This window comes from Mesorhizobium sp. M7D.F.Ca.US.004.01.2.1, from assembly GCF_003997785.1.
Lineage (GTDB): Bacteria > Pseudomonadota > Alphaproteobacteria > Rhizobiales > Rhizobiaceae > Mesorhizobium > Mesorhizobium loti.
The window spans coordinates 1-10,830 of the sequence record NZ_RZRQ01000208.1 but is presented as its reverse complement, the minus strand read 5'-3'; the positions used below and the strand labels follow the sequence as shown (position 1 = coordinate 10,830).

Annotated in this window: 12 protein-coding genes; 5 read left to right on the top strand and 7 right to left on the bottom strand. The window is 64.7% G+C overall.

Translation table 11 applies throughout. The annotated features are described in order from the left end of the window. Positions 1 to 738: BTAD domain-containing putative transcriptional regulator (locus tag EN993_RS23940; RefSeq protein ID WP_281040573.1), on the bottom strand; the 738-nt coding region annotated here is incomplete at its 3' end. Positions 739 to 928: 190 nt separating this feature from the next. On the opposite strand from EN993_RS23940, the gene EN993_RS23935 reads away from it, so the two are divergent. Next, positions 929 to 1,564, top strand: a complete 636-nt coding sequence (locus EN993_RS23935) for a class I SAM-dependent methyltransferase (RefSeq protein ID WP_127264993.1) — start codon at positions 929 to 931, stop codon at positions 1,562 to 1,564. A 125-nt stretch (positions 1,565 to 1,689) separates the two neighbouring features. Here the strand turns inward: EN993_RS23935 and EN993_RS23930 are convergent, their stop codons facing one another. The 4 genes from EN993_RS23930 to EN993_RS23915 are packed head-to-tail and all read right to left on the bottom strand — an operon-like array spanning position 1,690 to position 5,531. Continuing rightward, complete coding sequence (locus tag EN993_RS23930; protein WP_127264992.1) at positions 1,690 to 1,935, bottom strand: MoaD/ThiS family protein; 246 nt, start codon at positions 1,933 to 1,935, stop codon at positions 1,690 to 1,692. Continuing rightward, positions 1,923 to 4,193: a xanthine dehydrogenase family protein molybdopterin-binding subunit gene (locus tag EN993_RS23925; protein WP_127264991.1), complete on the bottom strand. Its 2,271-nt coding sequence runs from the start codon at positions 4,191 to 4,193 to the stop codon at positions 1,923 to 1,925. Before EN993_RS23925 ends, EN993_RS23930 begins: the two co-directional genes overlap by 13 nt. Before the next feature lies 1 nt (position 4,194). Continuing rightward, positions 4,195 to 4,671: a (2Fe-2S)-binding protein gene (locus tag EN993_RS23920; protein WP_127264990.1), complete on the bottom strand. Its 477-nt coding sequence runs from the start codon at positions 4,669 to 4,671 to the stop codon at positions 4,195 to 4,197. Beyond that, positions 4,671 to 5,531, bottom strand: coding sequence for a xanthine dehydrogenase family protein subunit M (locus tag EN993_RS23915; protein ID WP_127264989.1), 861 nt, complete (start codon positions 5,529 to 5,531; stop codon positions 4,671 to 4,673). The genes EN993_RS23920 and EN993_RS23915 overlap by 1 nt, the downstream gene beginning before the upstream one ends. A gap of 239 nt (positions 5,532 to 5,770) precedes the next feature. Here EN993_RS23915 and EN993_RS23910 point away from each other — a divergent pair, with 239 nt between their 5' ends. The 4 genes from EN993_RS23910 to EN993_RS23895 all read left to right on the top strand — a co-directional run bounded on the left by EN993_RS23910 (position 5,771) and on the right by EN993_RS23895 (position 7,756). Beyond that, positions 5,771 to 6,595: an N-formylglutamate amidohydrolase gene (locus tag EN993_RS23910; RefSeq protein ID WP_127264994.1), complete on the top strand. Its 825-nt coding sequence runs from the start codon at positions 5,771 to 5,773 to the stop codon at positions 6,593 to 6,595. After that, positions 6,592 to 6,951: a hypothetical protein gene (locus tag EN993_RS23905; RefSeq protein WP_245462880.1), complete on the top strand. Its 360-nt coding sequence runs from the start codon at positions 6,592 to 6,594 to the stop codon at positions 6,949 to 6,951. The genes EN993_RS23910 and EN993_RS23905 overlap by 4 nt, the downstream gene beginning before the upstream one ends. Before the next feature lie 139 nt (positions 6,952 to 7,090). Next, positions 7,091 to 7,543 carry a hypothetical protein gene (locus EN993_RS23900; RefSeq protein ID WP_127264988.1) on the top strand — a complete coding sequence of 151 codons (453 nt, stop codon included), beginning with the start codon at positions 7,091 to 7,093 and terminating at the stop codon, positions 7,541 to 7,543. Between the two features lie 6 nt (positions 7,544 to 7,549). Beyond that, on the top strand, positions 7,550 to 7,756 hold the full coding sequence (locus EN993_RS23895) for a hypothetical protein (protein WP_127264987.1): 207 nt from the start codon (positions 7,550 to 7,552) through the stop codon (positions 7,754 to 7,756). A gap of 301 nt (positions 7,757 to 8,057) precedes the next feature. Here EN993_RS23895 and EN993_RS23890 read toward each other — a convergent pair whose 3' ends face one another. Both EN993_RS23890 and EN993_RS23885 read right to left on the bottom strand, forming a co-directional pair. Next, positions 8,058 to 8,870 (bottom strand): hypothetical protein, encoded by an 813-nt coding sequence (locus tag EN993_RS23890; protein WP_127264986.1) that lies wholly within the window; start codon positions 8,868 to 8,870, stop codon positions 8,058 to 8,060. 7 nt (positions 8,871 to 8,877) lie between these two features. Further along, positions 8,878 to 10,380 carry an ATP-binding protein gene (locus EN993_RS23885; RefSeq protein WP_127264985.1) on the bottom strand — a complete coding sequence of 501 codons (1,503 nt, stop codon included), beginning with the start codon at positions 10,378 to 10,380 and terminating at the stop codon, positions 8,878 to 8,880. Between the last annotated feature and the right edge of the window lie 450 nt (positions 10,381 to 10,830).

Below are 10,830 nucleotides of genomic sequence, written 5' to 3'. Positions count from 1 at the left end.
GTCCACCGCGACATAGCGGGTTCTCGGCACCTCGGCATCGCTGGCGCGCAGCAGAGCCAGCGTGGCGGGGTCCGGCGCCACGCCGAGTTCGTCGCGCAGCAGCCGCGTGCCGGTCTCGCCCTGGCGCTCGGCCGCCGCCCGGTCGCCGGCCGCCAGATGGGCGCGGATCAAATGGCGGTGGGCGCTTTCGCTCAGCGGGTCGAGGGCAGCGAGGCGCGTGGCGTGCAGCACCGCGTCGCGCGGTTCGCCCCCGGCGATTTTGGCTTCCACCAGCCGCTCCAGCGCCTGCACCAGCCGGCTGCGCAAGGCCTCGCGGCGGAAGAACACCCATTCCTCGAATTCGGGACAATCCGGCAGCGAGAAGCCGGCGAGATAGTCGCTGGTGTAGAGGCCGGCAGCATCGTCGAGAAGACCGGCGTTGCAGGCATGCTCGAAGGCGCTTGCATCGGCCTCGACGGACAGCGGCGCGCGCACCACCAGGGATGCCGCACTGGCTGATATGACCTCCTCGCCGAAGGCGATGCGGATCTTGTACAGCGTGCGCCGTAGCCGCGCGCGGGCGGCTTCCGCGTCGGCTTCGGGCCACAGCAGCGTGGCGGCGACGTCGCGCGCCACCGGTCCGCCTGCTTCGGCCAGGTAGATGACGAGCGCCGCCGCCTTGCGCAGGGCAAGCTCTATCGGCCGCCCGTTCAGCCGGAACTCCGGAAAGCCCAGAAGTCTGAGTTGTATCAGCTCCATCGATCCGCACGCGGCCGCACAAGGGTTTCGAGAGGACGTTGAGGGGACGCCGGCCGTCTATCCCCGGTTTCGAGCCAATCCGGCCCGATCAACTCCCTTGGAGCGAGAAATGTCACCGGTCAATACATCAAGCCGCCGCACAGCAGAACCGTTTGCCGGCGCCCCTGCCGCCGGCCATGGAGGCTGAGCCATGTGCCAGACCTGCCTCTCCTGGTACGCGCGCTGCGTCGCCCCCTATTTCGTCCATGCCGGCTGTTCGGCCAGCGCCTTTTCGCGGATGCGCGGGCGCGTCATCCCGAGGGCCGAAGGTGTCGTCGTCGAGGTCGGCTTCGGCTCGGGCCTCAACCTGCCCTATTACGATGCCGCCAGAGTGGAGCGGCTGGTCGGCGTTGATCCCGACGGCACCATGCTCGGCCTCGCCGCACCGAAGAGCCGCGCCTCACCCTTCGCCGTCGAATGCATCCGGGCCAGTGGCGAGAGCCTGCCTTTGGCCGATGGCTTCGCCGACACGGTGGTCGTCACCTATGCCTTCTGCACCATTCCAGACCCTCAAGCCGCGCTGAGCGAAATCCGGCGCATCCTGAAGCCGACGGGCCGGCTGATCTTCATCGAGCATGGCCAGGCCGAGGGGCCGCGTTGCCGGAGGTGGCAGGAGCGCCTGAACCGGCTGTGGGGATCGATCGCCGGCGGCTGCCACCTCAACCGCGATCCGCTGCACCTGATCGGCGGGGCGGGCTTTCGCCTGCTCGAAGTCCAGCACGGCCGGTTTCCCCTGCCCTTCTGGCAATTGGGCAGCCACCACGCCGGCATCGCGGCGGCTGGCTGACCGGTCCTTGCCGGCCACCCTCACCGGAAACCGACGAGCGACCTCAGCATCGCCGCGGGGCCAACCGCCTCGCGGCCCGTCTGCCGAAACCAGGCCTGTCCCGCACATCGTCGTCAATGGCTCGCCTATCCCCCAGCCAGCCTCGGCAACAAAAAGATCTCCGCCCCCTGCGGCAGCTTCTTCGACCACGTATCGCGATAGATCGTCCCGTCGATGGCGACGGCGATGCCTTTGTCGATCCAGGGCTCGAGGCCGGGATACTGTTCAGCCAGCTTCCTGAACAGCTCCCTTATGTCCTTGGCCTCGACCTCGACCTTGCTGTTGCCTCCGGCGAGCGCGCCAAGCGAACCCCAGAGCGTTACTTCGACCATTCCCGTTCCGCCTCGATCGCCGCCAGGATGCGCGGCGGCGACATCGGGATATGCGTCATGCGCACGCCCGCGGCGTTCGACACCGCGTTGGCGATCGCCGCCAGCGGCGGCACGATCGACGTCTCGCCGACACCGCGCACCCCGTAGGGATGGTTGGGGTTGGGGATCTCGAGGATCTGCGTGTCGATCATCGGCAGGTCCGAGCAGACGGGGATGCGGTAGTCGAGGAAGCCCGGGTTCTGCAGCCGGCCGTCCTTGCCGTAGATATACTCCTCGTTGAGCGCCCAGCCGATGCCTTGCGCGGCACCCCCCTGGTACTGTCCCTCGACATAGGTCGGGTGCACCGCCTTGCCGGCATCCTGCACGACCGTGTAGCGGATGACCCTGGTGGCGCCGGTCTCGGGATCGACCTCGATATCGCAGATATGGGTGGCGAAGGAGACGCCGGCGCCATCGGCGACGAGCTCGCTGTGGCCGGCGATCGGTCCGCCGGTCTTGCCCGATTCCACCGCGATCTCCTTCAGCGACAGCTTGCCGAGATTGCCGTGCTTCTCGCCCTTGGCGATCGCGTGGCCCTTTTCCCAGACCACGTCGTCGACGGAAATATCCCACATCTGCGCGGCACGCTCGCGCAGGATCTTGATCGCGTTGCGGGCGGCCGAGATCGTTGCCATGGAGGACGAGAAGGTGCCGCGGCTGCCGTCCGTCATGTCGTTGTAGCCGAGGCTGGAGGTGTCGGCGACGATCGCCTTGACCTGCTCATAGGCAATGCCGAGTTCCTCCGCCGCCACCAGCGACAGCGACGCGCGAGAGCCACCGACGTCCACGGTGCCGACGGCAAGCGAGACCGAGCCGTCCATGCCGATGTTGAGGTCGGTGCAGGTCTGGCCGCCGAAGTTGAACCAGAAGCCGCAAGCCATGCCGCGGCCCTGGTTCTTGCCGAGCGGGGCCTTCATGTGCGGATGGCTCTTCACCGCCTCGAGCGTCGGGCCGATGCCGATCGGGCCGTAGACCGGGCCGTAGGAGGACCTTGTGCCTTCCTGCGCGGCGTTCCTGATGCGGAAGTCGACCGGGTCCATGCCGATCATCTTGGCCAGCTCGTCGACGGCGCTTTCCACCGCGAACGCCGCCATCGGCGCCGAGGGCGCGCGATAGGCCGCCGTCTTCGGCCGGTTGACCAGCACTTCGTAGCCGACCGTCTTGACGTTATCGAGCTTGTAGCAGGCAAACGCGGTCATCGCGCCGATCTCGGCCCAGGAGCCGGCATACGGGCCGCAGCTGTAGCGCAGCGTCGCTTCGGCGGCGGTGATCGTGCCGTCCTTGCGGGCGCCGATCTTCACGTCGATCGAGGTGGCGCTGGTCGGGCCCGAGGCGCGGAACACCTCGTCGCGGGTCATCACCAGCTTCACCGGCCGGCCTGCCTTGCGCGACAGCGCCAGCGCCACTGGCTCGGCCCAGACATGGGTCTTGCCGCCAAAACCGCCGCCGATCTCCGACGAGGTGACGCGCAGTTTCGAGGCTTCCATGCCAAGCAGCTGGGCGCAGTGCTGGCGGTAGACGAAATGGCCCTGCGTGCAGACCCAAAGGTCGGCGGTGCCGTCTGAACTGAAATTCGCCACGCAGGCATGCGGCTCGATATAGCCCTGGTGCGTCTGCTCGGTCTTGAAGGAGCGCTCGACGATGAAGTCGGCGTGCCCGAAACCCTGATGGACATCGCCATGGCCAAACTGGCTGCGCTTGGTGACGTTGGAGGGTTTTACCGGCTTTTCCTCAAGCCCCTCGGTGAAGATGGCATCATTGATCAACGGCGCCGTGTGCTTCGCCGCCTCGTCGACATCGGTGACATGCGGCAAAAGCTCGTATTCGACCTCGATGAGCTTCAGCGCCTGCCTGGCCGTGCGGGCGTCGACAGCCGCCACCGCGGCGACCGCGTGGCCGTCATAGAGCGCCTTCGTGCGCGCCATGCAATTGTCGAGCACGTCGTACATGGCGGCATCGCCATCGGTGAGGTCGGGCAGGTCGGCGGCGGTGATCACCGCCTTCACGCCGGGAAGCTTTTCCGCTTTCGACGTGTCGATCTTGATGATCCTGGCGTGGGCGTGCGGGCTGCGCAAAACGCGCCCGACCAGCTGGCCGGCCATGTTGAAGTCCGCGCCGTAGCGGGCGCGGCCCGTCACCTTGTCGATGCCGTCGGGACGGATCGGGCGTGTGCCGACGGATGTGAATTTACGTCCGGAAAAACGTGGATCGAAATTCATCTCAGGCTCCCTTCATCACGATGGCCGCGTCCTGGACGGCGCGCACGATCTTGTCGTAGCCGGTGCAGCGGCAGAGGTTCCCGGCAAGGCCGAAGCGGATTTCCTCCTCGGTCGGGTCGGGGTTCTTGGCCAAAAGGTCCTTGGCTGCGATCAGGAAGCCAGGCGTGCAGATGCCGCATTGCAGCGCTGCATGCTCGAGGAACTTCTGCTGCAGCGGATGCAGCTTGTCGCCCTGCGCCATGCCCTCGATGGTCTCGACGCGCCGCCCTTCGGTCTCCGCGCCGAGCACCAGGCACGAGCACACCAGCCGGTCGTCGAGGATGACGCTGCAGGCGCCGCAATCGCCGGTGCCGCAGCCTTCCTTGGCGCCCGTCAGTCCCAGGCGATCGCGCAGGACATCGAGCAGCGTCTCGTCCGGCTGGCACAGGAACTCGACAGTGTCGCCGTTGATTGTGGTTGAAACTGCTACACCAGCCATCATTTGCCTCCTGCACGTGCATAGGCGGTCGTGGCGGCCCGCTTGGCCAGCACGCCCGCAACTTTCCTTCTGAATTCGACGGTGCCGCGCTTGTCGTCGATGGGACGACAAGCCCCTGCGCAGACCTTGGCGAGCCGCTCCAGCGTCGCCTCGTCCAGCCTGGAACCGATGAGCACCTGCGCGGCCTCTTCGACCAAAAGCACCGTCGCCGCCACGGCGCCCAGCGCCACGCGGGCCGATTTGACGACACCGTGCTCGTCGAGCGTCAGGTTCACGCCGGCGCTGACCACCGCGATATCCATCTCCGTGCGTGGAATGAAACGCAGATAGGCATCGCCCGACCGCGGCGCGCGCTTGTCGAGCAGGATCGCCTCGATGATCTCGCCTTTGGCCAGCGACGTCTTGCCCGGTCCGGTCGGCACGCTCTGCACGGGAATCGTGCGCCTGCCCGCCGGTCCGACGACCACTGCCCTGGCGCCTGCGGCAACCAGCGCCGGCACGCTGTCGGCGGCCGGCGAAGCGTTGCAGAGATTGCCTGTTATGGTGCAGCGTCCCTGCACCTGCTTCGAACCGATCAGCTTGGCCGCCTCGACGACACCAGGCCATGCCTTCTTCAGGGCGGCACTCTCTCCCAACACGGCGCAGGGGACCGCGGCGCCGATGCTGAAGCCTTCAGGCGTTTCCCTGATCTCGCTCAAGCCGTCGATCGCCTTGATGTCGACGATCAGGTCGGGTTCGATGAAGCCGCCTTTCATCCTCACCAGGAGGTCGCTGCCTCCCGCGAGAATTGCTGATGTACCGGACGAGCCGGCCAACTGGCCAACGGCATCTTCCATTGAAAGCGGACGTATGTAGCGCATCGTCTCCCCTTGATCTTCGCGATTTCAGCGACCGTTATAAACAGTCTCCTCATAATGACCATCCGGTTCCGCATCGCGGCATTGAGCCAGGCGCCCAACCTGAATTGGCGTACGCCGTGCGAACCGGAAATCATTGAGAAAGCCCAGCTTGGAGCAAATTCCTGGTTTCCTCAAGGGTGTAAAACGTTAGGCTTGTGTGGCGAACCGGACCCGTCCGCCCTCTCCGCGCATTTCAGTGGATCGTGAACAAGCCCATTTTCAACAACACTTCCAACGGATCAGCGGCAGGCTGGACAATCAAGCTCGGTGCATCGCCGGTCATTGGCACGGCGATCCACAGCGGCTGCGATGTCGGGCCCGTTTGCCAACCGCTGCTGTCCATCTCCAGCGCCGACCGGCTGCGGGAGGAGGATCCCTTCACCGAACACTTCATCGCCGATTTCCCGACCCAGCTTATCGTTCATCGATCGCGCTTTCAGGTCGATCTGAACCGGGCGCGCGAGGCCGCGATCTATCTGTCGCCGGAGCAGTCCTGGGGCTTGAATGTGTGGCGAGAGCCACCGGCCGAGGAGATCGTGAACGAGTCCCTCGCGTTTCACGACGCGTTCTATGCCGAGCTCAAGCGTGTCCTCGTCGATGTCGAAAAACGCTGCGGCAGGTTCGTCCTTGTCGACGTCCACAGCTACAACCACCGGCGCGAAGGGCCGCAAGGAGCGCCCGCGTCACAAGATGGCGCGCCCGATATCAATATCGGCACATTCTCGATGGACCGCGAGCGCTGGGCGCCGGTCGTCGACGCTTTCATCGAGGCGCTTCGCGGCCGGCGTCTCGACGGCGAGCCGATCGACGTGCGCGAGAACGTATCCTTCCAGGGCAAGGGCGAACAGACCCGCTTCGTCCATGCCAATTTTCCACAAACCGGGTGCGCCATCGCGGTCGAGTTCAAGAAGATCTTCATGGACGAATGGAGCGGCGACCCCGACTGGAGCGCAATCGAGCGGCTGCGCGCCATGTTGGCATCGACCGTGCCCGTCCTGGTTGAGGCGCTGCGGGCCATGCGATGAAGCTGAAGCTCGTCGAGTCCGCGTCTCCATTGGCGCTGATCGAAGCGGATCTGGACGCGCTTTTCCGGGATGGCAAGCCGATCCGTCGCGAATTCGGCAATGGCAACCGTTTGCACATGGATCGCCCCCTGCCCTTTCTGTGTGTGCATGTCGGGTCGCATCAGGATGCGGCATTCCATGCCGTCTCCGCCAACGCGTCCTATCTCATCGCGGCCGACATCGACCTCGCCGGCCACGTTGCGCGGCTGGTGGCGCGAAGGATCCGCGATCACTGCGGCGCATTCCTCATGCTGGACATCGGAATGAATCGGGGTTTCGAAAGCTCGTCGCTTTCGCGGCTTTGCCAACTATATTAGTTGTTGTTGAATTATATTGGAGACGCCGTTGGCACCAGACTAACTATTTTTGTCCAATGCTCACCTTGAACCGTTGATTAACTGCTGTGCTTCATTCTGCGAATCGCATGCAAGGCATGGGAAATTCAAGGATTACTCAATGCAGATTATCTCGGATCTCACTGTTACGATACAGAATCTGATGTCCGCCAGGAGCGGCTTTGCTGCAACAAGCCAGTCGACGTTCCTCAAAGCAGGTACAGCGCTGCGGGCCGAGGCTCCGGTCATCCGACCGGGCGCCGCCAGCAATGAGGACAACACAGAGTATGACCTGTTCGGTAGCTTTGGCCAGGACGCCAAGGCGGACGCACCAGCGGCTTCATCCGCCAGTGCGGCACAAGCCTCCACCACGACGGCGGACGACCCCTATATGCGCGCCGGCCAAGCCAATTATGGCGAACTCTATGCCGAGTATACACGCTTCATCAGCTCGATGGTCGAGGCGGATCGCCAGCACAAGGACTCCACCGTTGCGCGCTATTTCATTCCTGCCGGCGAGACGCGGGAAACGGTGATGGCAATGGAAGAGCATGACTATATGTGGGCCGTCTAGGACGAGATGGAGGCTGCCGCCGACCGCATCCCGCAAGCGCAGACCAACAAGGCGATCAGCAACCAAAGCCTGAGCTACGCCGACGCAAGCAAGATGACTTCTGATGCATTGTTCAGCTTGCAGAAGGCATTGCCGGTTCTGAACGCGGCGTTGGCGCGCACCAGCTCCGAGGTCGTTGAAGCGCGGCGGCAAAGTATCGGCGACAACCCGTAGCTCCAACGTCTCGCGCAGCAGCTGGCCAAGAACGATATTCTCTCCGTCAAGAGCAACCTGCGCTACGTCGACAGGATCGTCAAAGGCATCGAGAGTGGCTTCAACAAGGTTGATGGCGACCTTCTGGTCAAGAATGACCAAGGCCAGTACCAGCTTGGTGATTTCTCGATCTCGTTCAACGGCCAGGCGATGCTGACCTCCAAGGATACATTCGAAGCGTTCACCGGCTGAGTCCCCTCGCGGCGCCCGTCACCTCGGCATGAAATCTCCCGGTGCGGCCCTCCGGCCGCCGGACCGCCCCTCACCAAAACCCAACCAGCGACCTCAGCATCGCCTTGGCGCCCGCCGCCTGCCTGCAGGTTTTGCGAAACTCAGGTCGCCCCGTTGCATCAAGCACATCGTCGTCGATGGCCCGCAGGATAGTGCTCGCATTGCGCCACCCCATCCTGGCAAGGGCGGATGCCAGATCCGCACGGGCGGGATCGAACGGGCCCTGATTGGCAGTGGGGTCCGCAGGCGGGTCGATGTCGTTGCTGGCGCCAATCGCGTGCTGCGGCATTGCCACGGCGGTGCCGGGGTCGAAAGGCCGGGGAAGATCAAGAAAGCGGGACATCGCATTCAGGCAAAGGGCCGGCGTTGCAACGAGATGCTCATAGCAGACGAAATGCACCGGCGCGCCGGTGCGGCGAAGCGCTTCCATGGCAAAGTAGAACTGGTTCCAGTAATCGGCAGGTGTGCGGAACCTGTACGCCATCTGCCCTGGCTGGGTAAAATCCTGCCTGACTTCGAACGGCTTCTTCAGGAACGAACCGAGATTTTTCTCCGGCCTGAAAATGCTGTCGGTCCGGGAGAAGCGGAACCATGACAGAAGCTGGGTAACGGGATCCTTGCTCATTACAACTATGGGCAAGTTTCCATATTGCAGCTCACGCCCGTCCATCAGGGCGGGGAAGATCCCATGTTTCCAAAAGCCTTGATCGAAGACGACCGGTATTCCGAGATAGCGTTGGATAAGATCCTTTGCGAGATTTGTTCCAGATCTCGGCGTCCCCATGACACGAATCCGGACACCATTGCCGCCAGGCTGCGGTCCGCTCTGTGCTGAAATCCTCATATCAGCCTCACAGCGCCAAGCTCCCCTGCTCCACCTCCGCGGCATTTGGATCGCCCGGTGCCGTTGCCCAGGCCAGTTCGACCAGCGTCACGGTACGCCGGCCTGTTCCGTCGAGCTGGCAGACGATGAGGCCCTGCTCCTCGATATAGGTCAAGAGGCGCCGGGCGCGGCGCAGCGAGTGCGAGCCGTAGGCACGCGCGATCGCGGCATCGCTCGGGCACGGCCAGCCCTCCTTCGCGGCACGGGCGATCATCATGAACACGCCCTGCATGTCGTCGGGCAGCAGCGACGCGCGGACGGAAACGTCCCGCCACGCGTCATCCTGCGTCGTCTCGGAGCCGAGGCCGGCGCGGGCGCGCGTCAGCATGCGGCGGAACTCCGGCAGGTCGGGCACGACCGAGGCGAGGCCTTCTATGCGGCAACGGACCACGAATTCCTGATAGAGCACGCCGATCACGCGAAAACCCGCGTCGGGTTGCGCCAGGATGGCGCGCAGCACACGGTCGACACGCTCGTGACGCTCCGCTAGGTCCTCGGCGCTGACTTGCGGTTCTACCGGTTCGGGGCGGATTTCCAGCGCCGCAGACTTGGCCGCCATCAGCTGGTCGAGCAGGTCCGGTGACGTCATGCGGCGCGGCGCGCGCACGGTCTCGGGTGGCGGCGCCGCCAGGATGATGGCGCGTGCATCCTCGAGTGCTGATTCCGGCATCGCCATCAGCCGCGGCGTTCCGTTGCGCGGGCTTGTGTCGGTCGGGCCGATGCGCAGGCCCAGCGGACGGCGCGACAGCGCCGGGCCGAGCGCCATGAACTGCCCGCGCTCCAGATCGCGAAAGGCTTCCGCCTGGCGCCGCTCCATGCCCAGAAGGTCGGCGGCGCGCGCCATGTCGATATCGAGGAAGGTGCGGCCCATGAGGAAATTGGACGCCTCGGCGGCGACGTTCTTGGCGAGCTTGGCCAGCCGCTGGGTGGCGATGATGCCGGCCAGCCCGCGTTTGCGGCCACGGCACATCAAATTGGTCATGGCGCCGAGCGAAAGTTTGCGCGCTTCGTCGGAAACCTCGCCCGCCACCGCCGGCGCGAACAGCTGCGCCTCGTCCACCACCACCAGCATCGGGTACCAGTGGTCGCGGGCGACCTCGAACAGCCCGCCGAGGAAGGCAGCAGCGCGCCGCATCTGGTTCTCGGCATCGAGCCCTTCGAGATTGAGCACCGTGGAGACGCGATGGATGCGCGCCCGCTCGCCGGCCGCCTGCAGGCCGCGCTCGGTATGTTGCTCGGCATCGATCACCAGATGGCCGTAACGATCGCCAAGCGACACGAAGTCGCCTTCGGGGTCGATGATGGTCTGCTGCACCCAGGGCGCGCTCTGCTCCAGCAGGCGCCGCAGCAGATGCGACTTGCCGGAGCCCGAATTGCCCTGCACCAAAAGCCGGGTCGCCAGCAATTCCTCGAGATCCAGCTTCGCCGGGGCGCCTGCGGTCGTGTGTCCCATCTCGATCGCAACGGTCATCTCGACTCAGGCGCTCCTTTCGCAGACGGGCTTATCAACTGGGTCACAGCCCGTCGAGCGCGCATGGCCGGCAGTTCCGCGTTGCGCACAGCTGTCCTGACACTGGCCTGTCGGGTAAACCCCTGTGGATAGTAACCAGTCGTTCACCATGGGCCGGCGTTCCGATTGCAGATGTCAGGCAAGCGCCTAGCCTGACCTTGCATCGCGTCCCCAACGTGGTGCGTCCCAACCCCACCCTGGCGGCCGACGTCTTCAAGTACCCCAACTCCCCAAAGTATACGTCGGTCGCCAACTTCGCCTGATCCCGCCAAGTTCTGACATCGTACAGAGCCGCTCACCGGCGCAAACTTTGGGTTGACCCCTTCGGACCGCAAGGCGACACTCCACCCGACGAACAGGTGCGAGGAGGAATTGCGATGGACGAGCCCGAACGGTGGCGCCATATGTCGA

Bases quoted from the DNA above. Each gene is read 5' to 3' on its own strand.
- EN993_RS23935 (WP_127264993.1), top strand. From the start codon at position 929: ATGTGCCAGACCTGCCTCTCCTGGTACGCGCGCTGCGTCGCCCCCTAT.
- EN993_RS23930 (WP_127264992.1), bottom strand. From the start codon at position 1,935: ATGGTCGAAGTAACGCTCTGGGGTTCGCTTGGCGCGCTCGCCGGAGGC.
- EN993_RS23925 (WP_127264991.1), bottom strand. From the start codon at position 4,193: ATGAATTTCGATCCACGTTTTTCCGGACGTAAATTCACATCCGTCGGC.
- EN993_RS23920 (WP_127264990.1), bottom strand. From the start codon at position 4,671: ATGGCTGGTGTAGCAGTTTCAACCACAATCAACGGCGACACTGTCGAG.
- EN993_RS23915 (WP_127264989.1), bottom strand. From the start codon at position 5,531: ATGCGCTACATACGTCCGCTTTCAATGGAAGATGCCGTTGGCCAGTTG.
- EN993_RS23905 (WP_245462880.1), top strand. From the start codon at position 6,592: ATGAAGCTGAAGCTCGTCGAGTCCGCGTCTCCATTGGCGCTGATCGAA.
- EN993_RS23900 (WP_127264988.1), top strand. From the start codon at position 7,091: ATGCAGATTATCTCGGATCTCACTGTTACGATACAGAATCTGATGTCC.
- EN993_RS23895 (WP_127264987.1), top strand. From the start codon at position 7,550: ATGGAGGCTGCCGCCGACCGCATCCCGCAAGCGCAGACCAACAAGGCG.
- EN993_RS23890 (WP_127264986.1), bottom strand. From the start codon at position 8,870: ATGAGGATTTCAGCACAGAGCGGACCGCAGCCTGGCGGCAATGGTGTC.
- EN993_RS23885 (WP_127264985.1), bottom strand. From the start codon at position 10,380: ATGACCGTTGCGATCGAGATGGGACACACGACCGCAGGCGCCCCGGCG.